Genomic DNA, 26160 nt, shown 5'->3' on the forward strand with positions numbered 1-26160 from the left:
GTTCGACAAAATCCTCCGGGTCGCCAGCGATCCGGAGGATTTTCTTTTTCTGGCTACTGCCCCAAGGTTAGGAAAGCAGCGCCGGTGCCAGCACGGTGCGGATCACCTGTTCCAGGAAGAACAGGATGACGAGCACGACGAGCGGCGAGAGATCGACGCCGCCGAAATTCGGCAGGATGCGGCGGATCGGGCGGTAGATCGGCTCGGTCAGCTGGTAGAGCGAGCGGCCGATGGTCGCGATCACCTGATTGTTCGCGTTGATGACATTGAAGGCGTAGAGCCAGGAGAAGATCGCCGAGGCGATCACCAGGAACCACGCTATGTTGATGATGAACAATAGGGTGTTGATGACCGCTATCATTGATGTCTCCAATTGGTTTCGTGCTGACATGTAGCCATTGCGGGCGCAGCCAGCAAGGCCGCGCGCCGGATGCGCCGCCAACATGTTTAATTGCCGTCAGTCTTCGTGGAAGATGCGGTCGAGGAAGGACGTCATCCAGAGGCGCAATGCCGCATCGTGCAGCAGGCGGCCATCGAGATGGGCGCGACCCACCTGCGCGCCCGGCAACTCGAAGCGATGCGCGCCGCGCACGACCCAACGATGCATCATGGCGAGCGTCAGCTCGCCGTGGAACTGGATGCCCCAGGCCTTGTCGCCATAACGGAAGGCCTGGTTTTCGTAATGATGGCCGGTCGCGAGCAATGTTGCGCCGGAGGGCAGGTCGAAACCTTCGCGGTGGAACTGGTAGACCATTTCCGGCCAGGGCAGCAGCGCGGTACCGGCTTCCGTCGCCTTCAACGGATACCAGCCGATTTCCGTCCAGCCCTCTTCATGGCCGAACACCCTGCCGCCGAGATTCTTGACCAGCATCTGCGCACCGAGGCAGATGCCGAGGAAGGGGCGGTTCTCTTTCAGGGGTACCGACAGCCAGTCGATCTCCTCGCGTACATAGGGCTCGTCGTCATTGGCGCTCATCGGTCCGCCGAAGACGACGGCGCCGGCATGGTGCTCCAGCGTGGCGGGCAGGGGATCGCCGAGCACGGGGCGGCGGATATCCAGCGCATGGCCCATCTGCTGCAGGATCTGGCCGACGCGGCCGGGGCTGGAGGTCTCCTGGTGCAGCACGACCAGCACGGGCGGCCTGCGGCGCGGTTTACGGGGGAAATCGAGCATGGCTCAGGCTTCGTCCTCTCCTTCTTTCTCCCCCACGGCTCCCACCCGTTCGGCCACCTGCTGCCGCTTCATGATGCGTTCGCGGCCCGAGACGGCGAGCAGGTCGGCGATGCGCCAGATCGCGTGATCCTCCATCTCGCTCCTCTCGCCATCCGCATAGACGATTTCCCAGAGCAGGCCGATCAGGTCGACGCGCTGGTCCTCCGAAAGCTGGCGTTTCAGTTCCGAGGTGAAGCGGAAGAAGTCGATCGCCTCGCTCTCGGCATCGGTGCCGGCGACGACGAGCGCATCGAGCTCGGCCTCGTCGACGCCATAGAGCTCCTTGAAGCGGGCGCGCAGCGCCTTCTTCTCGATCTCCAGCACCTTGCCATCCGCCTCCATCACCTGGATGCAGAGCGCGATGACGGCGACCCGCGGGTCGTCGGCGGCAAAGGCCGGTTTGCTCTCGCCACCGGAAAGGCTCGCCAGAAACTGCTGCAAGCGTTCGAACATTGATTGTCGCCCCGTTTACCCTCAAGCCCTTTGAGCATGCCCATCACGTCCAGCAAACCGTTGTTTTGCCGGACGCGGTCTCAGAACAAGCGGAAACCGCTCGTGCCGTCCCGTTTGACGGCGCCTTCCTTGACACCTGGATCGTCCGGAAGGCCGAAGAAGGGTCGTTCCTCCTCCTCGGCCACCACGGCTTCCGGCTTTGTCTTCGCCTTTTCCGCGACGATGATTTCCTTCACCGGGGCCGGCTCGACGACGGCCGCGACGACCACCGGCTTTTCGGCTTCCTTCGTCTCGACCGGCTCGATCCTGACGGCTGGCTTCGCCTCGATGGCGAGCGGCGGCAGGGTGCGGATCGCCTCGTCGACGCTGTCGGTGGAGCCTTCCTCGATCGGCCCCTGGAGCTCGCTCACCGGCGTCTTCCACTCGAAGGCGTCGAGGCGGCCGGTGACGGGCGAGATGGCGCGCCATTCCGGTGCGGTGATGCCGTCGGCCGTCCAGGCCGGATCGCGCGGCGCCTTCAGCGCCTGGTTCATCCAGTGGCGGATACGCCCCTGGTCGCCGGTCTCGGCATCCTCGATATCGGCGAGCAGCAGGAAGGCGCTTTCGCGCGGCGAGAGGCGCGCGGCGGCTTCTGCCTTGGTGCGGGCAAGGGCGAAGTCGCGCGTCTCCAGCGCTGCCTCGGCGACGGCATAAAGCGCCTCGGCATTGTTCGGCCGGATGGATTCGAGCTTTTCCGCGCGCTTCAGCCGGTCGGTCGCGGAATCGCCGCTGCGGGCGCGCACGTAAAGTTTCGCCACGTCGCCATGCGCCGTCGCCTTCCAGAGCTTTTCGAGAATGGAGGCGGCCTTGCGCAGGTTGTCTTCGCGCAGATAGGCCTTGGCGGAGATCAGGCCGGCCGGCACGAAATTCTCGTCGAGCTTCAGCGCGTGCTGGGCATCGTCGCGCGCGCCCTTCGGGTCGGCGTCGAGCTTGGCGGAGGCACGCGCGGTGAGCAGCACGGCCCGGCGGCGGGCATGCGCCTTCTTCTCCTCGGCCGAGCCGGAGCGGCCATCGCCGAGCAGCCGCAGCGCCTCGTCCCAGTCGCCGGCTTCGGAGCGGTATTCGAGGGCCGCTTCCGTCGCCCAGGGAAGCTGCGGCGCCTTTTCGGCGGCACGCTCGGCATATTGCCTTGCAGCCTCGTTGGCGCCGAGGCGGCGGGCTTCCAGGTAGAGGCCGCGCAGGCCGAGCTCGCGGGTTTCCGGATCGTCGGCCATCAGCTCGAATTTTTTGCGCGCGTCGTCGTAGCGGCCTTCGATCATCGCAGCCTGTGCTTCGAGCAGGTGGATCAACGGCTCCTGATCGGCACTCAGCAGGCCCTTGGTGCGGCCCAGCATTTTCCGGGCACCGGCGGCGTCACCCGCGCCGGCGGCGATCAGGCCGGTCGAGAGCGCCTGATAGCCACGGTCGCGCTTGCGGGCGCGGAAAAACCGCTGGATCGAGTGCGGCGAGGTCCAGACCACGCGCACGATCCACCAGGTGAACATGACGGCGGCGATGAGAGAGACGACGAGCGTGGCGGCGACCATCAGGCTCATATCGGCCCGCTGGCCCTGCCAGATGATGGAGAGTTCGCCGGGACGGTCGGCAAGCCAGGCAAAGCCCGCGGCGAGAGCCAGAACGAAGAGGGCGAAGACCAGAATGCGAATCATGAAGTCTTTCTCCTCAGCCCTGGTTGCCGGTGGTCGTGGTGCCGTTCATGGCGCCGGAAACGACGGCGCCGATCAGGCCTTCGACGGCCACACGCTGGTCGAGCGTGCGCTTGTAGTCTGCTGCCGCGGTCTGGCCCACCTCCGGCAGGGTCTGCCATTCGATCTGCGCGCCCTTGAAGTCGCCGTTCTGCAGCTTGGTCTCGATGCGCGCGACGATCGCCTCGGGCGAATCGCCCTCGACGGTGCCGACAGGGCGCACGCGGATCGCCGAGGCGGCGCTCGACATCAGGCGGTTGAAGACGCCCTGGTCGCCGTCCGGCTGGTGCACGGCGTCCAGAATGGCATCCGCCGTCTTCTGGAAATCACGCACCAGGTCCGAGCGCGACGGCACACCGATGGCGGCCTGTTCGCGCAGGCCCGCAACGGACGGGTCGTCCGGCGAGATGCTGGCGAAGGCTTCCAGTTCGGCGAGATAGGGACCGCCGCGGTCGATCGCGGTCTTGAGGGCGCTTGCGGCGACGGCGCGCGCCATCGCGATGTCGCTGCGCGGTTCGTCGAGTTTCTGTTCGGCGGCGGCGATGCGCTCGGTCAGCTGGCTTTCGGTCGAGCTCACGGCCGCAATGGCCTCGCGCAGGGCCGCAAGTTCCGTCGTCAGCCGCGTCACGTCGCCTTCGAGCTTGGTGACGGCTTCGGGGGCGGCGGCGGTCGCGCCCGTGCCTTCGGCTGTCGATTTTTCGAGCGCGGCGATCCGCGTTTCGATCGGCTGGAGATTGACCGGGCTTGCTGTGCCGGCCTCGGAGAGGCGGGTCTTCAGCGCCTCGACCTCGTTGGAAAGGGCGGAGACGGCGCTGGCATCGCCGGCACGGTCGGGGCCGAGTGCGGGCAGGTAGCCGCCATATTGCAGGCTGCCGGCGCCGAGAAGTACGATCAGGCCGCCGAGAATGCTGGCGGCAAGCGTGCCGGCATTGCTTTTCTGCGGTGGCGGCGGTGTTTGCGCGCGCACCGGCTCCTCATAGGTCGCGCGGGCGGGCTCCACCGGGTCCTGCTTTTCCTCGACGATAGGTTCGGGCTCGGCGGCGACGGTCTCTTCGGTCACGGTTTCCGTGTCGGTCGTCGTCGTTTCCGTGGGCTCGGCGTCCGGTGCAGCTACGTCGGCTTCCGGCTTTTCCTCGGCGGCAAGCGCCTCGTTGCTGACGGAGGCCGGAACGGCTTCGAGGTCGATCGTCACGGGTTCGTCACCGGCTTTCTTGCGACGGGACGGGGTTTCCGGTTCCATGGCGACCTCCTGCTATTCATGTGCACTGCACTAAACCTAGACAGGGAAGGCGGCGAGGGAAAGACCCCGGCGGCAGATTCATCCGCCGGCACTTGCGGCTATAGCAGGTCGAGCAGGCTTTCCTCGTTGGGCGAGGAGGCGACGACCGTCAGCGCCGCGAAACGCTGCGGCACGGCCTTTGCGACATTTGCGCTCATGCAGAGCATCAGCGTCGAGAGGAACCGCTCCGGGATTTCGGCGAGCGGCGGCAGTTCGAAGAAGGCGCGGGCACTTTCGCGCGAGTAGAACAGCACGGCATCCGGCACCGGGCGCAGCAGGGCTGTCTCCGTCGCCGTGCGCCTGGGGATGATCGGCACCATGCGGTAGGCTTCAACGGTGCGGAACGGAATGCCCGCTTCCGTCAGTCGGGTTTCGAAGCTGCGGGCGCGCGGCAAGCCGGCGAGATAGAGGATCGGCTCGGCGGGCATGCCGAAATCGCGGCAATGGGCGACGATCATCTCCGCGAGGTCCTTGCCGTCGCCGCCGGGGGTGAGCACGGTGCGGAAACCTGCTTCTTCCGCGGCATGGGCCGAAGCCTGGCCGACGGAAAAGATGGTGGTCAGCAAGTGGCGGTCGAGGTCGTCGCCGATCTTGCCGAAGAGGCGCGCCACTTCCGCGCTGGTGATGGCGATGGCCGAATGGCGCTGGGCAAGCGCTGCCTTCACCGCGTCGATGTCATGTTCCGGCTTGGATAGCGACAGCAGGACCGTCTCGTGGCCCAGGGCCACGAGCTTGCGCGCTGTGCGGGTGGCTGCGGGCTCCGGGCGAAGAACGAGAACGCGCACGGATCAGCCCCAGCTTTCGAAGAAATCCGCTCCCGCCTTGTCGCGGATAGCCTGTCCCGCCGCTGCGCCGAGCCGCTCGGCGTCACTTACCGGGCCGCTCGTTTCGATTTCATGGAACTGGCTGCCGTCGGGCGTGAGAATCATGCCGCGGAACTGGAGGTGCTCGCCCTCGACGGTCGCGTAACCGGCGATCGGCGTGCGACAGGAGCCGTCGAGCGTGCCGAGGAAACCACGCTCGCAGGAGACGGCGGCGCGCGTCGGCCGGTCGTCGATGGCCGACAGCAGCGCATCGATGCGCGCATCGCCGATGCGGCTTTCGATGCCGATCGCGCCCTGTGCCGGGGCCGGCGGGAAGGACACGGGGTCGAGGATTTCCGTCGGCACGTCGAGCTTGCCGAGGCGCTTCAGGCCGGCATAGGCGAGCAGCGTCGCATCCGCCTGGCCTTCGGCGAGCTTGGCCAGACGCGTCTCGACCTGGCCGCGGAAGACGATGACGTTGAGGTCCGGCCGCAGACGCTTGATGAGCGCCTGGCGGCGCAGCGACGCCGAGCCGACGGTGGCGCCCTCAGGCAGATCCAGCAGGCGGGCGGCGGAGCGGCCGATGAAGGCGTCGCGCATGTCCTCGCGCGGCAGGAAGGCGGAGAGATAGAGGCCGTCCGGCAGCTTCGTCGGCATGTCCTTGGAGGAATGCACGGCGAAATCCAGTTCGCCGGAGGAAAGTTGCGCCTCGATCTCTTCCGTGAACAGGCCCTTGCCGCCGATCAGCGCCAGCGAACGGTCGGTGATGCGGTCGCCCTTCGTCGAGAGCACGACGATCTCGAACATCTCTTCCGGCAGGCCATGGGCGGCCATCAGGCGTGCGCGGGTCTCGTGGGCCTGGGCGAGCGCCAGCGGGCTGCCGCGCGTACCGATCCTGAAAGGTTTTGTTTGCATCCGCCTTGATCCGTTGTTACCGGGATGTCTCGTAACCGGCTTTAAAGCCGCCCGCAATCAATCCTAGTGCTTCATGTCGTCCCAATTGACCATTCTCGGCATCGAAACGAGCTGCGACGAGACCGCCGCGGCCGTCGTGCTGCGCGATGCGGATGGCAGGGGCGAAATTCTCGGCGAGGTGGTGCTGAGCCAGCTGGAAGAGCACAGCGCCTATGGCGGCGTGGTGCCGGAAATCGCGGCGCGCGCCCATGTGGAAGCGCTCGACAGCCTGATCTCCGAGGCGCTCCTGCGCTCCGGCCGGTCGCTGAAGGATGTCGATGCGATTGCCGCAACGAGCGGGCCGGGGCTGATCGGCGGGCTGATCGTCGGGTTGATGACGGGCAAGGCGATCGCGCGGGCTACAGGCAAGCCGCTCTATGCGGTCAACCATCTGGAAGGCCATGCGCTGACGGCGCGGCTGACCGACGGGCTCTCCTTTCCCTATCTCATGCTGCTCGTCTCCGGCGGCCATACCCAGCTCGTGCTGGTGCGTGGCGTCGACGATTACGAGCGCTGGGGCACGACGATCGACGATGCGCTGGGCGAAGCCTTCGACAAGACGGCCAAGCTGCTCGGCCTGCCCTATCCCGGCGGGCCGGCGGTGGAGCGCATGGCGAAGACGGGCAATCCGGAACGTTTCACCTTCCCGCGGCCGCTCGTCGGCGAGGCGCGACTCGATTTCTCGTTTTCCGGGCTGAAGACGGCGGTGCGCCAGGCGGCACAGTCGATCGAGCCCGTCACCGAGCAGGACATCGCCGATATCTGCGCCTCTTTCCAGCGCGCCGTGTCGCGCACGCTGAAGGATCGCATCGGCCGCGGGCTGGAACGGTTCCGCAGGCTCCATCCGACTGTCGAGACGCCGGCGCTGGTCGTGGCCGGGGGTGTGGCGGCGAACGCCGAGCTGCGGTCGACGCTTCAGACACTCTGCGATAAAAACAAATTCCGCTTCATTGCGCCGCCGCTGGCGCTCTGCACCGACAATGCCGCGATGATCGCCTGGGCGGGGCTGGAGCGCATGGCGGCCGGTTTCGCGCCGGATGACCTTGCCGTCGCGCCGCGCTCGCGCTGGCCGCTCGACCGCGAGGCGGCGACGATGCTCGGTTCCGGCAAGCGGGGAGCCAAGGCATGAGTACGACCCCGAAGATCGCCGTCATCGGCGCTGGCGCCTTCGGCACGGCGCTGGCGAGCGTCGCTGCGGCGAGCGGCGGCGATGTCACGCTGATCGGCCGCAATGCCGAGGCCGTCGAGGCCATGCGCGCCGCGCGGCGCAACGAAAAGGTTCTGCCGGGCATCGACCTGCCACAGGCGCTCGCCTTCAGCGCGGATGTCGAGGCCGTTCGCGGCGCCGGCATCGTGCTCTTCGCCATGCCCTCGCAGGCGCAACGCGAGGCGGCGCGGGCCTTTGCCCATCTGCTGGCACCCGGCACGGCGGTCGTCATCTGCGCCAAGGGCATGGAGAAGGGCACCGGCCGCCTCCTGACCGAGGTGCTGGAAGAGGAACTGCCCGGCCGCGAGATCGCAGTGCTGTCCGGTCCCGGTTTTGCCGCCGATATCGCCAAGGGCCTGCCGACGGCGATGGTCGTTGCCGCGCGCACCGCGGAGATCGGCGCGACGTTGGCGCAGGCGCTGTCCGGGCCGACCTTCCGGCTCTATCCCTCGACCGACCGGATCGGCGTGCAGCTCGGCGGGGCGCTGAAGAACGTGCTGGCGATCGCCTGTGGCATCGTCGAGGGCGCGGGGCTCGGCGATTCGGCGCGGGCGGCCCTGATTTCGCGCGGGCTGGCGGAGCTGTCGCGCTTCGTTGCGGCGCATGGCGGGGAGGGCACCACGGTGACCGGGCTTTCCGGCCTTGGCGACCTCGTGCTCACCGGAACCAGCCACCAGTCGCGCAACCTGCGTTTCGGCATCGCGCTCGGCCGTCACGGCACGGCCGCCGGCTGGTCGGGAGACCTTGTGGAAGGCGCCTTTGCCGCCTCGGTCGCCTCCGGCGTTGCCGCGGACAAGGGCATCGACATGCCGATCACCGACGCGGTCGCCCGCATCATCGACGGCACGCTCGACGTGAAGACCGCCATCGGGCAGCTCATGACGCGCCCGATCACCCAGGAATAGAAGGAAGGATCGTTTCATGCTTTTCGCATTCATCTGCGCAGACAAGCCCGGCGCGCTCCAGGTGCGCCTCGATACGCGCCCGGAACACGTCGCCTACCTGAACGAGCTCAATGCGGGCGGCAAGCTCGCCTTTGCCGGCCCGTTCCTGGGCGAGGACGGCAAGCCGACCGGCAGCCTCGTCGTTGTCAAGGCCGAGACCATCGAGGACGCACGGCAGATCGCCGACAACGACCCCTATGCCAAGGCGGGCCTCTTTGCCTCCGTCGAGGTGAAGGCCTGGAACTGGGTCTTCAACAATCCGGAGGCCTGAGACGCATGGCATACTGGCTCTACAAGTCCGAACCCTTCAAATGGTCCTGGCAGATGCAGAAGGATGCCGGCGCTGCGGGCACCGAATGGACCGGCGTGCGCAACTATCTGGCGCGCAACCACATGCGGGCGATGAAGATCGGCGACAAGGGCTTCTTCTACCATTCCAACGAGGGGCTGGAGATCGTCGGCTTCACCGAGGTCTGCGCCCTGTCGCACCCCGATTCGACGGCCGGCGAGGATCCGCGCTGGGACTGCGTCGATATCCGCGCATTGCAGGACATGCCGAAGCCGGTGTCGCTGAAGGCCATCAAGGCCAATCCGAAACTCTCCAACATGGCGCTGGTCACCTCTATGCGCCTTTCGGTGCAGCCGGTGACCGAGGAGGAGTGGATGGAGGTCTGCCGCATGGGCGGCCTGTCCAAGCCGCCGCGCTGATTTCGTGAAGACAGACCCCGAAGTCTTCATCCGCGACAATACCGGCGTGCTCTCGCCGCCGCATGTGCCGGAGGTGACGCTGAGGCTCGCCACCGAGGCGCATGACCTGTGGCTGAAGACGGAGGAGGAGCTGGAGGCGATCGGCCTGCCGCCGCCGTTCTGGGCCTTCGCCTGGGCCGGCGGGCAGGGGTTGGCGCGCCATGTGCTCGATCATTCCGCATTGGTCGCCGGCAAGTCGGTGCTCGATTTTGCCAGCGGCTCCGGCCTCGTCGGCATCGCAGCGCGTCTTGCCGGCGCGTCGAGCGTGCTGGCGGCGGATATCGATCCGTGGAGCGAGACCGCGATCCGGCTGAATGCCGCCCTCAACGGCGTCGCACTCGCCTCTACCGTCGAAAACATGATCGGCCGGGACGAGGGCTGGGACGTCGTGCTTGCCGGCGACGTCTTCTACGATCGCGGCTTTGCCGATGTGTTGATCCCGTGGTTTTCAGCGCTTGCCGCCCGCGGCGCCACCGTGCTCGTCGGCGATCCCGGCCGGGCCTATTGCCCGCGTGAGCGCATGGAAGCGCTCGCCACCTATACGGTGCCGGTCACGCGGGCGCTGGAGGACAGCGAAGTGAAGAAAACGACGGTCTGGCGTTTCCTCGCCTAGAGCAATTTCGCTTTTCTTCGAATCGCGAAAACGCTCTATCTCTTTGTTTTTACGCAATTCCGGACGCAAAAGCGCGTGCCGCACTTTTGCTGGAATTGCTCTAGGGCCGGACGACGCAGACGCCGGATTCCCAGGAGCAGGCGCTCAGGCCCGGCACGACATGGATGACCTTCGGGCCGCGGCTTTCGGCGTAGGGTCGCTCGATGATGCGCGGATAGGAATCGCCGTCGAAGTAGAAATAGATGCCGTTGCCGGGATCGTTATAGGCTGCGACGCTGCCGCCGTAGAAATTCCGGTCCTTGTTGCGCCAGTGGCGGTCGCGATGCCGCTCGGTGCGGCGATCGTCGAATGACCGGCGATCACGCTGGCGCCAGCCGTCGCGGCCATGCCGGTCACGGCGCGTGACCATGTAGCCGCTGACGTTGCCGTTCGACCAGCCCGAGTTGAAATTGCCGTCGCCGGCCTTTGCGGTCGTCATGCCGCCTGCCACAAGGGCGACCGCAAGCACGAGCACTTTGGTCGCATGGGGCGCTGAAAACAGAGTCATTCTGTCCTGCCTTCCGGATTACGCTTAACAGATCCTTAACGGCAAGATGGCGCAGCGAGGGGCAAAAGTCACGGATTTGGTTATGGATTCCGTCGATATCGTTAACGCTGGAAATGCGTCCCAAAATGGCGCAATTTCAGGCACGCCGTCTAATCGATTAAATTCATTTTGCACTGCAATGAGGCTTGTGGTTCCGCACGCTGGTGATTAAACGTCGCAATCACTACATTGTGCACAACATACTGCAATTCCGGAGAAAATTTGTCCAGTTTTTGGCTCTCCGGGGTTCCGTGAGGTTCAGATGGCGAATGTCACTCGAAGCCGGCCACTCTCGCCGCATCTCCAAGTCTACAAGCCGATTCCGACGATGGTCATGTCCATCGTGCATCGCATAACCGGCGCTGCACTTTATTTCGGCACCGTGCTCGTCGCCTTCTGGCTGATCGCGGCCGCGTCCGGGCAAGCCTATTTCGACTGGGCCAACTGGCTCTTTGGCTCGCTGATCGGCCGTATCGTGCTGTTCGGCTATACCTGGGCGCTGATGCAGCACATGCTGGGCGGCCTTCGCCACTTCATGTGGGACCTCGGCCATGGCTACGAGAAGAACTTTTCCACCAAACTTGCCATCGTGACCCCGGTCGTCGCCGTCGCCCTGACGGTGCTGATCTGGATCATCGGCACCCTGGCCCGCTGAGGAGAGCCCCATGGACATGCGCACGCCCCTCGGCAAGGTTCGCGGCCTCGGCTCGGCAAAGGACGGCACGGAGCACTTCTGGCGCCAGCGCCTGACGGCCGTCGCCAACGTTCCGCTCATTCTCTTCTTCATCGGCTTTCTGATCTGCTACAACGGCGCTTCCTACGCCGAAGTGACCGCAGCGCTCTCGAACCCGATCGTCGCCGTCCTCATGGGCCTTGTCGTCGTCTCCGGCCTCATCCACATGAAGCTCGGCATGCAGGTCATCATCGAGGACTACGTGCATGCGCAAGGCATCAAGATCGGCCTTCTCATGCTCAACACCTTCTTCGCGATCCTGGTCGGCGGGCTCTGTCTTTTCGCCGTCCTCAAAATCGCCTTCGCAGGATAATCCATCATGGCAGCGATCTCCTCCCCGGCGGCCAACGGCAAGGCCTATAATTATGTGGACCATTCCTTCGACGTTATCGTCGTCGGCGCCGGCGGCGCGGGCCTTCGCGCCACGCTCGGCATGGCCGAACAGGGCCTCAAGACGGCCTGCATCACGAAAGTCTTCCCGACGCGTTCGCACACGGTCGCTGCCCAAGGCGGCATCGCGGCCTCGCTGCAGAACATGACGCCGGATTCGTGGCAGTGGCACCTCTACGACACCGTCAAGGGTTCCGACTGGCTCGGCGACGTCGACGCCATGCAGTATCTCGCAATGGAAGCGCCGAAGGCGGTCTATGAGCTTGAGCATTACGGCGTGCCCTTCTCGCGCAACGAAGAGGGCAAGATCTACCAGCGGCCGTTCGGCGGGCACATGCAGAACTATGGCGAAGGCCCGCCGGTGCAGCGCACCTGCGCCGCCGCCGACCGCACCGGCCACGCCATCCTGCACACGCTCTATGGCCAGTCGCTGCGCAACAATGCGGAATTCTTTATCGAATATTTCGCGCTCGACCTGATCATGTCGGCCGACGGCCGCTGCACCGGCGTCGTCGCCTGGAACCTCGACGACGGCACGATCCACCGCTTCGCCGCCAAGATGGTGGTGCTCGCGACCGGCGGCTACGGCCGCGCCTATTTCTCCGCCACCTCGGCGCATACCTGCACGGGCGACGGCGGCGGCATGATCGCACGCGCCGGCCTGCCGCTGCAGGACATGGAATTCGTGCAGTTCCACCCGACCGGCATCTATGGTGCGGGCTGCCTCATCACCGAGGGCGCGCGCGGCGAGGGCGGCTATCTCGTCAATTCGGAAGGCGAGCGCTTCATGGAGCGTTATGCGCCGTCGGCGAAGGATCTCGCGTCCCGCGACGTCGTCTCGCGCTGCATGACGATGGAGATCCGCGAAGGCCGTGGCGTCGGCAAGAACAAGGACCACATCTACCTGCATCTCGACCATCTCGATCCGGCCGTGCTGCACGAGCGCCTGCCGGGCATTTCCGAGAGCGCCAAGATCTTTGCCGGTGTCGACGTGACGCGCGAGCCGATCCCGGTGCTCCCGACTGTGCATTACAACATGGGCGGCGTGCCGACGAACTACTGGGGCGAGGTGTTGAACGCCAACAGCGAGAACCCGGAGCGCATCGCGCCCGGCCTGATGGCGGTCGGCGAAGCCGGCTGTGCCTCGGTGCACGGCGCCAACCGCCTTGGCTCCAACTCGCTGATCGACCTCGTGGTTTTCGGCCGCGCCGCCGCCATCCGCGCCGGCCAGGTGATCGACCGCGTCGGCTCCGTGCCGGCGCTCGACATCGCCGCCTGCGACAAGATCATGGACCGCTTCGATCGCCTCAGGAACGCCAATGGCGGCACGCCGACGGCGATCCTGCGCGACAAGATGCAGCGCACCATGCAGGACGACGCCGCCGTGTTCCGCACGCAGGAATCGCTCGAAAGCGGCTGCAAGCGCATGACGGCGATCTGGAAGGAAATGCCGGACATCAAGGTCACCGACCGTTCGATGATCTGGAACTCCGACCTCGTCGAGACGCTGGAACTGGAAAACCTGATGGCGAACGCCATCACGACCGTCTACGGTGCCGAAGCGCGCAAGGAAAGCCGCGGCTCGCATGCCCGCGAAGACTATGTCGACGGCCCCTTCGGCGGCCGCGACGATGTCAACTGGCGCAAGCACACGCTGTCCTGGGTGAACGAGGCGGGCGACGTGACGCTCGACTATCGCCCGGTGCACACCGACCTTATCGCGGACGGGATCGATCCCAAGAAGATCGAGCCCAAGGCCCGCGTCTACTGATTCCGAGGAGAACAGGACATGGTTGAACTCGCTCTCCCGAAAAACTCGCAGATGACCGAAGGCAAGGTCTGGCCGAAGCCGGACGGCGCCACGAACACCCGCGAGTTCCGCATCTACCGCTGGAACCCGGACGACGGGAAGAACCCGTCGATCGACACGTTCTACATCGACGTCGACGATTGCGGCCCGATGGTGCTGGACGCGCTGCTCTACATCAAGAACAAGATCGACCCGACGCTGACGCTGCGCCGCTCCTGCCGCGAGGGCATCTGCGGCTCGTGCGCCATGAACATCGACGGCACCAACACGCTCGCCTGCACCAAGGGCATGGACGAGGTGAAGGGGACCGTGAAGGTCTATCCGCTGCCGCATATGCCTGTGGTCAAGGATCTCATTCCGGACCTCACCAACTTCTACGCCCAGCACCGCTCGATCGAGCCGTGGCTGAAGACCGTGTCGCCGGCGCCGGCCAAGGAATGGAAGCAGAGCCATGAGGACCGCCTCAAGCTCGACGGCCTCTATGAGTGCATCCTGTGCGCCTGCTGCTCGACCTCCTGTCCGAGCTACTGGTGGAACGGCGACCGCTATCTCGGCCCCGCCGTCCTCCTCCAGGCCTACCGCTGGCTGATCGACAGCCGCGACGAGGCAACGGGCGAGCGTCTCGACAATCTGGAAGATCCCTTCCGCCTTTATCGCTGCCATACGATCATGAATTGCGCCCAGGCCTGCCCGAAAGGCCTTAATCCGGCCAAGGCAATCGGCGAGATCAAGAAGATGATGGTCGAGCGTCGGCTCTGACATATGACCGACCGTTCACGAAACGTGAAAGACGGCCCGATCAATCGGGCCGTTTCATCTTGATTCGTACGGGCGATTCACGTTAATTCGGCGGAAATTGCTGCATGGCAGCAGTATCGGGCAGATATCGGGAGTATCGACATGCGGATTGTACATGTGGCAGGCGGGCTGATGATGGCGCTTGCTCTGGCCGGGTGCCAGCGGACCTCCTCGTCCATGGACAGCGTCAATACGCAGCAGAACATCACGCCGCTCGAAGCCGCACCCGTCGGCACCGTTTCGTCGAGCCAGCTTCCCGATCCGACGACCGATACCTCGCAGTTCCCGGAAAAGCCGACGACCGAGACGGCGATGGCGACGGGCACCGGTACGGGTGATGCGGCAGCCGCGACGGCGCTTGATGTCACCAAGGAATCCATGGTCGGCAACTGGCGCGTGGCAAGCGGCCCGTCCTCGTGCGACATGTTCCTGACGCTCACCAATCTCGGCAGCGGTTCGCGCGGCGGTACGCGCGGTTGCGCCGGCGAACTGACGGCGATGGGCTCCTGGGAAGTGGCCGGCAAGCAGGTCGTGCTGAAGGACCGCGCCGGCAATGCGATCGCCCGCCTCTACAAGTCGGCGGATGCGCGCTTCGACGGTTCGACCAATTCCGGCCAGCCCGTCAGCCTCTCGCGCTGATCCTTGTCCTCCGACACGAAACGGTAGCCTCCGCCCATGGGCAAGGACTGGGACAGCGGGTCGACACATCCGGACCATGGCGTTTCGGATAGGCTGAAGGCCCTTGTCGCGAGCGGCGAGTTGAAGCCCGACCCGGCGCAGAAGGCGATGGCGGCGCGGTTCGACCGGCTGCTGCTCGACCTGCATGCCCAGCGTCCCGCGCGCAAGTCCAGCGCGCTCGGCTGGCTGTTTGCCTCCCGCAAGCCCGAGACCGTCAGTGCGCCCAAGGGCCTCTACCTCTATGGCGGCGTCGGGCGTGGCAAGACCATGCTGATGGACATGTTCTTCGAGCAGGCGCGGGTGAAGCGCAAGCGCCGGGCGCATTTTCATGAGTTCATGGCCGATGTGCACGACCGCATCCACAAGCACCGCCAGAAGCTGAAGGCCGGCGAGACCAAGCAGGCCGATCCCGTGCCGCCGGTGGCGGAGAGCCTGATCGAGGAGGCGCGCCTGCTCTGCTTCGACGAGTTCTCGGTAACGGACATTGCCGATGCGATGATCCTGTCCCGCCTCTTCGGCGAGCTTTTTCAACGCGGCTGCATTCTGGTGGCGACGTCCAATGTCGAGCCCGACAATCTCTACAAGGACGGCTTGAACCGCGGCCTGTTCCTGCCCTTCGTCGATCTCCTGAAACAATATGTCGAGATCGTTCCGCTGGATTCCCCGACGGATTACCGGCTGGAGAAGGACAGCGGCCTGCCGGTCTTCCGCTATCCGCTGACGCCGGAAGCCGACATGGCGATGGATGCGGCCTGGCGGCGCGAGGTGGCGGGCAAGCCGGTCGATGCCGAGACGATCGTCTTCCGTGGCCGCAGCATAACTGTGCCGCAGGCGGCGGGCCGGGCGGCGCGCTTTTCCTTTGCCGATCTTTGCCAGCGTCCGCTGGGTGCTGCCGACTATCTCGAAATCCTCTCGCACTACGACACGCTGTTCGTCGACCACATCCCCTTGCTCGGCGCCGACAAGCGCAACGAGACCAAGCGCTTCATCAATCTCGTCGATACGGTCTACGACCATCGCGTCCGGCTGTTCGCATCGGCAGCGGCCGCCCCGGAAGAGCTTCTGGTGACCCGCAAGGGCACCGAGGGTTTCGAGTTCGACCGCACGGTTTCGCGCCTTATCGAGATCCGCAGCACGGAATATCTCGCAGATCACACCGCCCGATATGGCGATGACGTGACGAAAGCGTGACAGAAATTCTTACGTTTACGTAAGTATTTTTGCATCTAACCGATTGAAAATCTTCGATGCAAAAGTATGTGTTGAATTTTTAACCTGACAAGCGTAAGCCCTTGCGCCGAAAGGTCCCGCAATTGCGACATTGGGGGCCTGTTGATCGGAGCAAGAGGAAGCTTTCATGGCCCGCAAGAAGATCGCACTTATTGGTTCTGGAATGATCGGTGGTACGCTGGCGCATCTCGCCGGCCTGAAGGAGCTGGGCGACATCGTCCTCTTCGACATCGCCGACGGCATTCCGCAGGGTAAGGGCCTCGACATTGCCCAGTCCTCGCCGGTCGAAGGCTTCAATGCCTCGCTGACGGGCGCCAGCGACTACGCCGCCATCGAAGGCGCGGACGTCTGCATCGTCACCGCTGGCGTTGCCCGCAAGCCCGGCATGAGCCGCGACGACCTGCTCGGCATCAACCTCAAGGTCATGGAACAGGTCGGCGCCGGCATCAAGAAGTATGCCCCGAACGCCTTCGTCATCTGCATCACCAACCCGCTCGACGCGATGGTCTGGGCGCTGCAGAAGTTCTCGGGCCTGCCGAAGAACATGGTCGTCGGCATGGCCGGCGTGCTCGACTCGGCCCGCTTCCGCCTCTTCCTCTCGGAAGAATTCAAGGTTTCCGTCCAGGACGTCACCGCCTTCGTTCTCGGCGGCCATGGCGACACGATGGTGCCGCTTGCCCGCTACTCCACCGTCGGCGGCATCCCGCTGACCGACCTCGTCAAGATGGGCTGGGTCACCAAGGAACGCCTCGAAGAAATCATCCAGCGCACCCGTGATGGCGGTGCCGAAATCGTCGGCCTGCTCAAGACCGGCTCGGCCTACTACGCCCCGGCCGCTTCGGCGATCGAGATGGCCGAATCCTTCCTCAAGGACAAGAAGCGCGTCCTGCCCTGCGCGGCCTATCTCTCCGGCCAGTACGGCGTGAAGGACATGTATGTCGGCGTGCCCACCATCATCGGCGAGGGTGGTGTCGAGCGCATCATCGAAGTCGAGTTCAACAAGGCCGAACAGGAAGCCTTCGAAAAGTCGGTCGCGGCCGTCGCCGGCCTTTGCGAAGCCTGCATCAACATCGCGCCTTCGCTGAAGTAATCCCGGCATCAGGACAGGATTTTCCCCATGAACATTCATGAATATCAGGGCAAGGCTCTGCTGAAGAGCTTTGGCGCACCGGTTGCCGAAGGCGTTGCCATCTTCTCCGCCGACGAGGCGGAGGCGGCTGCGAAGTCGCTTCCCGGCCCGCTCTACGTGGTCAAAAGCCAGATCCACGCCGGCGGCCGCGGCAAGGGCAAGTTCAAGGAACTCGGCCCCGACGCCAAGGGCGGCGTGCGCCTCGCCTTCTCGATCGAGGAGGCCAAGGCCCATGCCAAGGAAATGCTCGGCAACACGCTCGTCACCGCGCAGACCGGCCCGGCCGGCAAGCAGGTAAATCGCCTCTACATCGAGGACGGCGCCGATATCGACCGCGAACTCTACCTCTCGCTGCTCGTCGACCGCTCCGTCGGCCAGGTTGCCTTCGTCGTTTCGACCGAAGGCGGCATGGACATCGAGGCCGTCGCCCATGACACGCCGGAAAAGATCCTCACCGTCGCGATCAACCCGGAAGCCGGCGTCACCGCCGACGACCTGGCGAAGCTCACCTCGGCGTTGAAGCTCGAAGGCGAAGCAAAGGCCGACGCCGAAAAGCTCTTCCCGATCCTCTACAAGGCCTTTGTCGAGAAGGACATGAGCCTCCTGGAGATCAACCCGCTGATCGTCATGAAGAACGGCCGCATGCGCGTTCTCGACGCCAAGGTGTCGTTCGACGGCAACGCGCTGTTCCGCCACGACGACGTCAAGGCGCTGCGCGACGAGACCGAAGAGGACGCCAAGGAAATCGAGGCCTCCAAGTGGGATCTCGCCTATGTGGCGCTCGACGGCAATATCGGCTGCATGGTCAACGGCGCGGGCCTTGCCATGGCGACGATGGACATCATCAAGCTCTACGGCAAGGAGCCGGCGAACTTCTGCGACGTCGGCGGCGGCGCCGGCAAGGAGAAGGTCGCGGCTGCCTTCAAGATCATAACGGCAGACCCGAAGGTCGAGGGCATCCTCGTCAACATCTTCGGCGGCATCATGAAGTGCGATGTCATCGCAGAGGGTGTCGTTGCGGCCGTGCAGGAAGTCGGCCTCAAGGTTCCGCTGGTCGTTCGTCTCGAAGGCACGAATGTCGAGCTTGGCAAGAAGATCCTGAACGAATCGGGCCTGGCGATCACCGCCGCTGACGATCTGGATGATGCTGCCAAGAAGATCGTCGCCGCGATCAACGGCTAATTGAAGGACCTGACCTCATGTCGATTCTCGTCAACAAGAACACCAAGGTCCTCGTTCAGGGCCTGACCGGCAAGACCGGCACCTTCCACACCGAACAGGCGCTCGCCTATTACGGCACGCAGATGGTCGGCGGCATCCACCCGAAGAAGGGCGGCGAAACCTGGACCGGCTCGAAGGGTGAAAGCCTGCCGATCTTCGCCTCGGTTGCCGAAGGCAAGGAAAAGACCGGCGCGGACGCCTCCGTGATCTACGTTCCGCCGGCAGGCGCCGCGGACGCGATCATCGAGGCGATCGAAGCGGAAATCCCCTTCATCACCTGCATCACCGAAGGCATCCCGGTTGCCGACATGGTGCGCGTCAAGGCCCGCCTCGACCGCTCCTCCTCGCGCCTGCTCGGCCCGAACTGCCCGGGCATCCTGACGCCGGAAGAATGCAAGATCGGCATCATGCCGGGCTCGATCTTCCGCAAGGGCTCGGTCGGTATTGTTTCGCGCTCCGGCACGCTTACCTATGAAGCGGTGTTCCAGACCTCCAACGAAGGCCTCGGCCAGACCACGGCCGTCGGCATCGGCGGCGACCCGGTCAAGGGCACCGAATTCATCGACGTGCTGGAGATGTTCCTGGCGGACGACGCCACGACCTCCATCATCATGATCGGCGAAATCGGCGGCTCGGCGGAAGAAGATGCGGCGCAGTTCCTCATCGACGAAGCCAAGAAGGGCCGCAAGAAGCCGATGGCCGGCTTCATCGCGGGCCGCACCGCTCCGAAGGGCCGCACCATGGGCCACGCCGGCGCTGTCGTTTCCGGCGGCAAGGGTGACGCGGAATCCAAGATCGCGGCGATGGAATCCGCGGGCATCCGCGTGTCGCCCTCGCCGGCCCGCCTCGGCAAGACGCTGGTCGAAGTCCTGAAGGGCTGAAACATCAACACTGGGTGGGCCGGCTGAAAATGCCGGCCGATCCGTCTCTTCCCGGCGCGCGGCGGACAGGCCTGCGGCGGGCGGCAATCCGGGGAAAGCCCGGTCAACACGATCGTTCGGGAGGCGGGCGCGGCGCCCGCGAAACACCATGGCACGACTAGACGCCAACGAACAATTTCTCGCCACGTCCTTCCTTGACGGGGCGAACGCGGCCTATATCGAACAGCTCTACGCGAAGTATGAGGCGGACCCCGCTTCCGTCGGCGAAGAGTGGCAGGCCTTCTTCAAGGCGCTGGAAGACCAGCCCTCCGACATCGTGAAGGCCGCCAAGGGCGCCTCGTGGAAGCGCGCCAACTGGCCGATCGCGGCCAATGGCGAGCTCGTCTCGGCGCTCGACGGCAACTGGGGCGTCGTCGAGAAGGTGCTTGAGAAGAAGGTCCAGGCCAAGGCGGAAGCCGCCGCGGTCCGGACCGGCGCGCCCGTCAACCAGGCCGACGTCAACCAGGCGACGCGCGACTCGGTGCGCGCCATCATGATGATCCGCGCCTACCGCGCCCGCGGCCACCTGCATGCCAAGCTCGACCCGCTCGGCATCGCGGCACCCGTCGAGGACTATCACGAGCTTTCGCCCTCGAACTATGGTTTCGAGGACAAGGATCTTGATCGCAAGATCTTCATCGACAACGTGCTCGGCCTTGAATACGCGACGATCCGCGAGATGGTCGATATCCTCGAGCGCACCTATTGCTCGACGATCGGCGTCGAGTTCATGCACATTTCCAACCCGGAAGAAAAGGGCTGGATCCAGGAGCGCATCGAAGGCCAGAACAAGGGTGTCGATTTCACGCCGGAGGGCAAGAAGGCCATCCTGCAGAAGCTGATCGAGTCGGAAGGCTTCGAGCAGTTCATCGACGTCAAGTACAAGGGCACCAAGCGCTTCGGCCTCGATGGCGGTGAAGCGCTGATCCCGGCGCTCGAACAGATCATCAAGCGCGGCGGCCAGCTCGGCCTGAAGGAAATCGTGCTCGGCATGGCGCATCGCGGCCGCCTCAACGTTCTGACCAACGTGATGGCCAAGCCCCACCGCGCCGTGTTCCACGAGTTCAAGGGCGGCTCCTACGCGCCGGACGAAGTCGAAGGCTCCGGCGACGTGAAGTACCACCTCGGCGCCTCCTCGGACCGCGAGTTCGACGGCAACAAGGTGCACCTGTCGCTGACAGCGAACCCCTCTCACCTTGAGATCGTCAACCCGGTCGTCATGGGCAAGGCCCGCGCCAAGCAGGACCAGATGGCGAAGGTCTTCGAGGGCGACATCATCCCGCTCTTTGAACGCGCCCAGGTCATGCCGCTGCTGCTGCACGGCGATGCCGCCTTTGCCGGCCAGGGCGTGACGGCCGAAATCCTCGGCCTGTCGGGCCTGCGCGGTCACCGCGTCGCCGGCACGGTGCATGTCATCATCAACAACCAGATCGGTTTCACCACGAACCCGGCCTTCTCGCGCTCCTCGCCCTATCCCTCCGACGTGGCGAAGATGATCGAGGCGCCGATCTTTCATGTGAACGGCGACGATCCGGAAGCGGTGACCTACGCCGCCAAGATCGCCACCGAATTCCGCATGAAGTTCCACAAGCCGGTCGTGCTGGACATGTTCTGCTACCGCCGCTTCGGCCATAACGAAGGCGACGAGCCGGCGTTCACGCAGCCGAAGATGTACAAGGCGATCCGCGCCCACAAGACGGTCGTCAACATCTATGGCGCGCGCCTCATTGCCGAGGGCGTGATCAGTGAAGGCGAATTCGAGAAGATGAAGGCCGACTGGCGCGCCAATCTCGAACAGGAGTTCGAGGCCGGCCAGTCCTACAAGCCGAACAAGGCCGACTGGCTGGACGGTGCCTGGTCGGGCCTGCGCTCGGCCGACAACCAGGACGAACAGCGCCGCGGCAAGACCTCGGTGCCGATGAAGCAGCTCAAGGAAATCGGCCGCAAGATCTCGACGATCCCGGAAGGTTTCAAGGCCCACAAGACCATCCAGCGGTTCATGGACAACCGCATGCAGATGGTGGAGACGGGCGAGGGCATCGACTGGGCGATGGGCGAAGCGCTTGCCTTCGGCACGCTCTGCGTCGAGGGCACGAAGATCCGCCTTTCCGGCCAGGATTGCGAACGCGGCACATTCTCGCAGCGCCATTCGGTTCTCTACGACCAGGAGACCGAAGACCGCTACATCCCGCTCGCCAACCTGGCGCCGACGCAGGCCCGTTACGAGGTCATCAACTCGATGCTCTCGGAAGAGGCCGTGCTCGGCTTCGAATATGGCTATTCGCTGGCCCGTCCGAATGCGCTGACGCTCTGGGAAGCCCAGTTCGGCGACTTCGCCAACGGTGCGCAGGTCGTCTTCGACCAGTTCATCTCGTCGGGCGAACGCAAGTGGCTGCGCATGTCGGGCCTGGTCTGCCTGCTGCCGCACGGCTATGAGGGCCAGGGTCCGGAGCACTCCTCCGCCCGCCTCGAACGCTGGCTGCAGATGTGCGCCGAGGACAACATGCAGGTCGCCAACGTCACGACGCCGGCGAACTACTTCCACATCCTGCGCCGCCAGGTGAAGCGCGACTTCCGCAAGCCGCTGATCATGATGACGCCGAAGTCGCTGCTGCGCCACAAGCGCGCCGTCTCCTCGCTGTCGGAAATGGCGGGCGAAAGCTCGTTCCACCGCCTGCTGTGGGACGATGCGGAGGTCATCAAGGACGGCCCGATCAAGCTGCAGAAGGACGCGAAGATCCGTCGCGTCGTGATGTGCTCGGGCAAGGTCTACTACGACCTTCTGGAAGAGCGCGAAAAGCGCGGCATCGACGATGTCTACCTGCTGCGCCTGGAACAGCTCTATCCGTTCCCGGCCAAGGCGCTGATCAACGAGCTGTCGCGTTTCCGCAATGCCGAGATGGTCTGGTGCCAGGAAGAGCCCAAGAACATGGGTGGCTGGGCGTTCATCGACCCCTATCTCGAATGGGTGCTCGCCCATATCGACGCCAAGTACCAGCGCGTGCGCTACACCGGCCGTCCGGCCGCGGCGTCGCCTGCAACGGGCCTGATGTCGAAGCACCTCGCGCAGCTCGCCGCCTTCCTCGAGGACGCGCTGGGCGGCTGATCCCGCCCTAGCACTCCGTAACCGCGACAAAGATACAACGAACGGAAAACACTCATGGCTACCGAAATCCGCGTCCCGACTTTGGGAGAATCCGTCAGCGAAGCGACCGTCGGCACCTGGTTCAAGAAGGTCGGCGACGTCATCAAGGCCGACGAGCCGCTCTGTGAGCTCGAAACCGACAAGGTGACGATCGAAGTGCCGGCACCGGCCGCTGGCGTCCTGTCGGAAATCGTCGCGAATGCCGGCGACACGGTCGAGCCGGGCGGCCTGCTCGGCCAGATCTCTGCGAGCGGTTCCGCCGGTGCCAGCGCGCCTGCCGCCGCCGAAAAGGTCGAGAAGGTTGCGGCCGCTCCGGCTGCCGAAGCCAAGCCCGCCGCGGCTGCGTCTTCCATGCCGGCTGCACCCTCGGCCGCCAAGCTGCTCGCCGAAAACAATATCTCCGCCGACCAGGTCGATGGTTCCGGCAAGCGCGGCCAGGTGCTGAAGGGCGACGTGCTCGCCGCTGTCGCCAAGGGTGTTACGGCCTCGACGCCGGCCGCTGCTGCCGAGCCGGTGAAGGTTGTCGCCCGTGCTGCCTCCTCCGAGGCTGATGCGCCGCGCGAAGAGCGCGTGAAGATGACGCGCCTGCGCCAGACGATCGCCCGCCGCCTCAAGGACGCGCAGAACACCGCCGCCATGCTCACCACCTACAACGAGGTGGACATGTCGGCCGTGATGGACCTGCGCAACCGCTACAAGGACCTGTTCGAGAAGAAGCACGGCGTGAAGCTCGGCTTCATGGGCTTCTTCACCAAGGCCGTGACGCACGCGCTGAAGGAACTGCCGGCTGTCAACGCCGAGATCGACGGCACCGACATCATCTACAAGAACTACTGCCACATCGGCGTCGCCGTCGGCACGGACAAGGGCCTCGTCGTTCCGGTCGTGCGCGATGCCGACCAGATGTCGATCGCCGAAATCGAAAAGGATATCGGTCGCCTCGGTAAGCTCGCCCGTGACGGCGCGCTCTCCATGGCCGACATGCAGGGCGGCACGTTCACCATTTCGAACGGCGGTGTCTACGGCTCGCTGATGTCCTCGCCGATCCTGAATGCCCCGCAGTCCGGCATCCTCGGCATGCACAAGATCCAGGAGCGCCCGGTCGTCGTCGGCGGCCAGATCGTCATCCGTCCGATGATGTATCTGGCGCTTTCCTACGATCACCGCATGGTCGACGGTAAGGAAGCCGTGACCTTCCTGGTCCGCGTCAAGGACAGCCTGGAAGATCCGGAACGCCTCGTTCTCGATCTCTAAAAGGGGATAGCCATGGAGGCGGCAGCGTCAGCGTCTTCGCCCATGCTCGTGCTTCTGGCATTGAGCGTGGCGCTGCTCGTCTTCCATATCGGGCTCCAGGGCGTGCTTTCCACGCGTGAACTCGGTTCCGCCTGGAATGCCGGCCCGCGGGATGGCGGGCGGGAGCCGACAGGCAAGCTTGCCGGACGCGCTGGCCGCGCGTCGGCCAATTTCCGGGAAACCTATCCCGGCTTCGTCGCCCTCGCCCTGGCGCTTGCCATCGCGGGTGATCCGGCGGGCTGGGGACTGGCCGGCGCCTGGCTGTGGTTTATCGCCCGGCTCGTCTATCTTCCGCTCTATCTGGCAGGCATTCCCTATATCCGTTCGATTGTCTGGCTCGTCGCGCTGGTGGGCCTCGCGGTCATGGCGGGCGTGGTCATCTTCTAGGAGACAGGTATCCCATGAGCAGCTATTTCCTGGAACTCGCCTCGTTGATGGCGATCTTTTCCTTCGCCATCGTCTCGCCGGGTGCCGACCTTGCCATGGTCATGCGCCAGTCGATCGTGCATGGGCGGCGCGCGGCGATCATCACGTCCTTCGGCGTCGGCACGTCGCTGATGTTCCACGTCACTTACACGATCCTCGGCCTCGGCCTCATCATTTCCCAGTCGATCTACCTCTTCAACATCGTGAAGTGGTGCGGCGTCGCTTACCTCATTTATATCGGCATCAAGGCCTTGCGTGCCGGCAAGACGGACATGTCCGTCGAGGCGGTGAAGGGCAACGAGGACGGCAAGGGCGAGCAGTCGGCGCTGCGCGCCTTCGGTCTCGGTTTCCTCGCCAATGCGCTGAACCCCAAGCCGGTCTTCTTCTTCCTGTCGATCTTCTCGACCGTCGTCAGTGCCCATACGCCGATCGCTATCAAGTTCGGCTACGGGCTCGTCATGGCCTCCTGCCTCATCGCCTGGTTCGTCGGCGTCTCGCTGTTCATGACGACCCCGCGCATGCGGGCCGCCTTCTCGCGCATGAGCCAGTGGATCGATCGCGCCAGCGGCCTCGTCTTCATCGCGCTCGGCATCAAGCTCGCCACGGAAAAGGCCCACTGAGCCATGCGCACCGCCCTCGTCGTCGCCGGACTTTTTGCCGCGACCGCCGCCTCTGCGGCGGAGTGCCGGCAGGACCGCGCGATCTATGCGGATCGCGACGGGGGCTATGAGCTGACCTTCGAACCGGTCGGGTCGAGTGCTGCCGCGACGAGCCATCATTTCAAGGTGAAGGTGCTCTCAAGCGGCGTGGTGCTCGACGGCATCGTGATGCCCGGCGACGATCCCGCGCGCTCCAACGGCATGGTCATGCACAATTGCCCGGAAGGCGACGTGACCGGCGAGGAAATCGCCGCCTGCACCGTCTGGGAAGGCGTGATCTATACGCTCGATGGGTCCGGTGGAGCAGACCTGCTGCCCGCCGAGGGCGCCACGGCGGCCGAAACGCTGTTGCTCGCCGGCTTCGGCCCCTCCCTGCGCTATTCGACGCTGTGGGACGAGGGCAAGGCCAAGGTTGCGCCGTGGGACGTGCTCAAGCGCAAGGGATGTGCCGCATGACGGAAGCGCCCGTTCTTCTCGTCACCGGCGGCAGCCGCGGCATCGGCGCCAGCGTCTGCCGCATGGCGGGCGCTGCCGGCTGGCAGGTCGCCGTGAATTATGTGGCAAACCTCGAAGCCGCAGAGGCGGTGGTCGCGGATATCCACGCCATGGGCGGGTCGGCGATCCCCGTTCAGGGCGATGTCGGCAGCGAACTCGGCCTCGCCAATATCTTCTCCACCATCGACGGCACGTTCGGCCGGCTCGAAGGGCTGGTGAACAATGCCGGCATCGTCGCCCTGCCGCAGCGCGTCGATGAAATGTCCGCCGAGCGGCTGGAGCGCATGTTCGCGGTCAATGTCATGGGCTCGATCCGCTGCGCGCAGGAGGCCGTGCGCCGCATGTCGACCCGCCATGGCGGCAAGGGCGGCTCGATCGTCAATATTTCCTCGGTGGCGGCGCAGCTCGGTTCGGCCGGGCAATATGTCGACTATGCCGCCAGCAAGGGCGCGATCGAGAGTTTTACCATCGGGCTTGCCCGCGAGGTCGCGACGGAAGGCGTGCGCGTCAATCTCGTGCGCCCCGGCATCATCGACACCGACATCCACGCCTCCGGCGGCCTGCCGAACCGGGCGCGCGACATGGCGTCGCTCATCCCGATGCAGCGGCCGGGCACGGCCGATGAAGTCGCCCATTCCATTCTCTATCTTCTCTCCGATGCGGCATCCTATGTGACGGGTGCCGCCCTCAACGTCAGCGGCGGCCGCTAG

The 26160-nt window shown here is 65.0% G+C and carries 28 protein-coding genes; 20 read left to right on the forward strand and 8 right to left on the reverse strand.

Annotation, left to right across the window (positions count from 1 at the left end; all coding sequences use genetic code 11):
* Positions 1-67: 67 nt before the first annotated feature.
* The 7 genes from AC1Q6Z_RS18175 to hemC all read right to left on the reverse strand — a co-directional run bounded on the left by AC1Q6Z_RS18175 (position 68) and on the right by hemC (position 6387).
* The gene (locus tag AC1Q6Z_RS18175; protein WP_256119446.1) at positions 68-361 is read right to left on the reverse strand and encodes a YggT family protein; all 294 of its coding nucleotides are present in this window, start codon (positions 359-361) and stop codon (positions 68-70) included.
* Between the two features lie 96 nt (positions 362-457).
* Positions 458-1174, reverse strand: a complete 717-nt coding sequence (locus AC1Q6Z_RS18180; protein WP_492648777.1) for a glutamine amidotransferase — start codon at positions 1172-1174, stop codon at positions 458-460.
* A 3-nt stretch (positions 1175-1177) separates the two neighbouring features.
* The gene (locus AC1Q6Z_RS18185; RefSeq protein WP_492648778.1) at positions 1178-1666 is read right to left on the reverse strand and encodes a tellurite resistance TerB family protein; all 489 of its coding nucleotides are present in this window, start codon (positions 1664-1666) and stop codon (positions 1178-1180) included.
* An 80-nt stretch (positions 1667-1746) separates the two neighbouring features.
* Positions 1747-3354: a heme biosynthesis protein HemY gene (locus tag AC1Q6Z_RS18190; protein ID WP_492648779.1), complete on the reverse strand. Its 1608-nt coding sequence runs from the start codon at positions 3352-3354 to the stop codon at positions 1747-1749.
* Between the two features lie 13 nt (positions 3355-3367).
* Entirely contained in the window at positions 3368-4630 is a 1263-nt protein-coding gene (locus tag AC1Q6Z_RS18195) for a COG4223 family protein (RefSeq protein ID WP_492648780.1), read from the reverse strand.
* Positions 4631-4728: 98 nt separating this feature from the next.
* Positions 4729-5454 carry a uroporphyrinogen-III synthase gene (locus AC1Q6Z_RS18200; RefSeq protein ID WP_492648781.1) on the reverse strand — a complete coding sequence of 242 codons (726 nt, stop codon included), beginning with the start codon at positions 5452-5454 and terminating at the stop codon, positions 4729-4731.
* Positions 5455-5457: 3 nt separating this feature from the next.
* Entirely contained in the window at positions 5458-6387 is a 930-nt protein-coding gene (gene hemC, locus AC1Q6Z_RS18205; protein WP_492648782.1) for a hydroxymethylbilane synthase, read from the reverse strand.
* A gap of 73 nt (positions 6388-6460) precedes the next feature.
* Between hemC and tsaD the strand changes: the two genes are divergently transcribed.
* The 5 genes from tsaD to AC1Q6Z_RS18230 are packed head-to-tail and all read left to right on the forward strand — an operon-like array spanning position 6461 to position 9937.
* Positions 6461-7555: a tRNA (adenosine(37)-N6)-threonylcarbamoyltransferase complex transferase subunit TsaD gene (gene tsaD / locus AC1Q6Z_RS18210; protein ID WP_492648783.1), complete on the forward strand. Its 1095-nt coding sequence runs from the start codon at positions 6461-6463 to the stop codon at positions 7553-7555.
* Positions 7552-8538 carry an NAD(P)H-dependent glycerol-3-phosphate dehydrogenase gene (locus AC1Q6Z_RS18215; protein WP_492648784.1) on the forward strand — a complete coding sequence of 329 codons (987 nt, stop codon included), beginning with the start codon at positions 7552-7554 and terminating at the stop codon, positions 8536-8538. Before tsaD ends, AC1Q6Z_RS18215 begins: the two co-directional genes overlap by 4 nt.
* 16 nt (positions 8539-8554) lie before the next feature.
* A complete protein-coding gene (locus tag AC1Q6Z_RS18220) occupies positions 8555-8848 on the forward strand; it encodes a YciI-like protein (protein ID WP_256119437.1) in 294 nt (97 codons plus the stop codon).
* Positions 8849-8853: 5 nt separating this feature from the next.
* Positions 8854-9285, forward strand: coding sequence for an EVE domain-containing protein (locus tag AC1Q6Z_RS18225; protein ID WP_492648785.1), 432 nt, complete (start codon positions 8854-8856; stop codon positions 9283-9285).
* Positions 9286-9289: 4 nt separating this feature from the next.
* Positions 9290-9937, forward strand: a complete 648-nt coding sequence (locus AC1Q6Z_RS18230) for a class I SAM-dependent methyltransferase (protein ID WP_492648786.1) — start codon at positions 9290-9292, stop codon at positions 9935-9937.
* 100 nt (positions 9938-10037) lie between these two features.
* Here the strand turns inward: AC1Q6Z_RS18230 and AC1Q6Z_RS18235 are convergent, their stop codons facing one another.
* Positions 10038-10484: a hypothetical protein gene (locus AC1Q6Z_RS18235; protein WP_492648787.1), complete on the reverse strand. Its 447-nt coding sequence runs from the start codon at positions 10482-10484 to the stop codon at positions 10038-10040.
* A 301-nt stretch (positions 10485-10785) separates the two neighbouring features.
* On the opposite strand from AC1Q6Z_RS18235, the gene sdhC reads away from it, so the two are divergent.
* The 15 genes from sdhC to AC1Q6Z_RS18310 all read left to right on the forward strand — a co-directional run bounded on the left by sdhC (position 10786) and on the right by AC1Q6Z_RS18310 (position 26160).
* Positions 10786-11178 (forward strand): succinate dehydrogenase, cytochrome b556 subunit, encoded by a 393-nt coding sequence (gene sdhC / locus AC1Q6Z_RS18240; protein ID WP_439618018.1) that lies wholly within the window; start codon positions 10786-10788, stop codon positions 11176-11178.
* 10 nt (positions 11179-11188) lie between these two features.
* Positions 11189-11569 carry a succinate dehydrogenase, hydrophobic membrane anchor protein gene (sdhD, locus tag AC1Q6Z_RS18245; RefSeq protein WP_492648788.1) on the forward strand — a complete coding sequence of 127 codons (381 nt, stop codon included), beginning with the start codon at positions 11189-11191 and terminating at the stop codon, positions 11567-11569.
* A 6-nt stretch (positions 11570-11575) separates the two neighbouring features.
* Entirely contained in the window at positions 11576-13417 is a 1842-nt protein-coding gene (gene sdhA / locus AC1Q6Z_RS18250; protein ID WP_435268271.1) for a succinate dehydrogenase flavoprotein subunit, read from the forward strand.
* A gap of 18 nt (positions 13418-13435) precedes the next feature.
* On the forward strand, positions 13436-14215 hold the full coding sequence (locus AC1Q6Z_RS18255; protein ID WP_256119430.1) for a succinate dehydrogenase iron-sulfur subunit: 780 nt from the start codon (positions 13436-13438) through the stop codon (positions 14213-14215).
* Between the two features lie 141 nt (positions 14216-14356).
* Positions 14357-14893: a protease inhibitor Inh/omp19 family protein gene (locus AC1Q6Z_RS18260; RefSeq protein WP_256119429.1), complete on the forward strand. Its 537-nt coding sequence runs from the start codon at positions 14357-14359 to the stop codon at positions 14891-14893.
* Positions 14894-14929: 36 nt separating this feature from the next.
* Positions 14930-16123, forward strand: coding sequence for a cell division protein ZapE (zapE, locus tag AC1Q6Z_RS18265; RefSeq protein WP_492648789.1), 1194 nt, complete (start codon positions 14930-14932; stop codon positions 16121-16123).
* A gap of 166 nt (positions 16124-16289) precedes the next feature.
* On the forward strand, positions 16290-17252 hold the full coding sequence (gene mdh, locus AC1Q6Z_RS18270; RefSeq protein WP_256119427.1) for a malate dehydrogenase: 963 nt from the start codon (positions 16290-16292) through the stop codon (positions 17250-17252).
* 27 nt (positions 17253-17279) lie between these two features.
* Entirely contained in the window at positions 17280-18473 is a 1194-nt protein-coding gene (gene sucC, locus AC1Q6Z_RS18275; RefSeq protein ID WP_492648790.1) for an ADP-forming succinate--CoA ligase subunit beta, read from the forward strand.
* Positions 18474-18490: 17 nt separating this feature from the next.
* The gene (gene sucD, locus AC1Q6Z_RS18280) at positions 18491-19393 is read left to right on the forward strand and encodes a succinate--CoA ligase subunit alpha (protein ID WP_256119426.1); all 903 of its coding nucleotides are present in this window, start codon (positions 18491-18493) and stop codon (positions 19391-19393) included.
* A gap of 148 nt (positions 19394-19541) precedes the next feature.
* Positions 19542-22538 carry a 2-oxoglutarate dehydrogenase E1 component gene (locus AC1Q6Z_RS18285; RefSeq protein ID WP_492648791.1) on the forward strand — a complete coding sequence of 999 codons (2997 nt, stop codon included), beginning with the start codon at positions 19542-19544 and terminating at the stop codon, positions 22536-22538.
* Positions 22539-22592: 54 nt separating this feature from the next.
* Positions 22593-23831, forward strand: a complete 1239-nt coding sequence (odhB, locus tag AC1Q6Z_RS18290) for a 2-oxoglutarate dehydrogenase complex dihydrolipoyllysine-residue succinyltransferase (protein ID WP_256119424.1) — start codon at positions 22593-22595, stop codon at positions 23829-23831.
* A gap of 12 nt (positions 23832-23843) precedes the next feature.
* Complete coding sequence (locus AC1Q6Z_RS18295) at positions 23844-24257, forward strand: MAPEG family protein (protein ID WP_256119423.1); 414 nt, start codon at positions 23844-23846, stop codon at positions 24255-24257.
* Positions 24258-24271: 14 nt separating this feature from the next.
* Positions 24272-24916 carry a LysE family translocator gene (locus tag AC1Q6Z_RS18300; RefSeq protein WP_256119422.1) on the forward strand — a complete coding sequence of 215 codons (645 nt, stop codon included), beginning with the start codon at positions 24272-24274 and terminating at the stop codon, positions 24914-24916.
* A gap of 3 nt (positions 24917-24919) precedes the next feature.
* On the forward strand, positions 24920-25411 hold the full coding sequence (locus tag AC1Q6Z_RS18305; RefSeq protein WP_256119421.1) for a hypothetical protein: 492 nt from the start codon (positions 24920-24922) through the stop codon (positions 25409-25411).
* The gene (locus tag AC1Q6Z_RS18310; RefSeq protein ID WP_492648792.1) at positions 25408-26160 is read left to right on the forward strand and encodes an SDR family oxidoreductase; all 753 of its coding nucleotides are present in this window, start codon (positions 25408-25410) and stop codon (positions 26158-26160) included. The genes AC1Q6Z_RS18305 and AC1Q6Z_RS18310 overlap by 4 nt, the downstream gene beginning before the upstream one ends.

The organism is Shinella sp. GW835-FHT14H05, assembly GCF_058793575.1.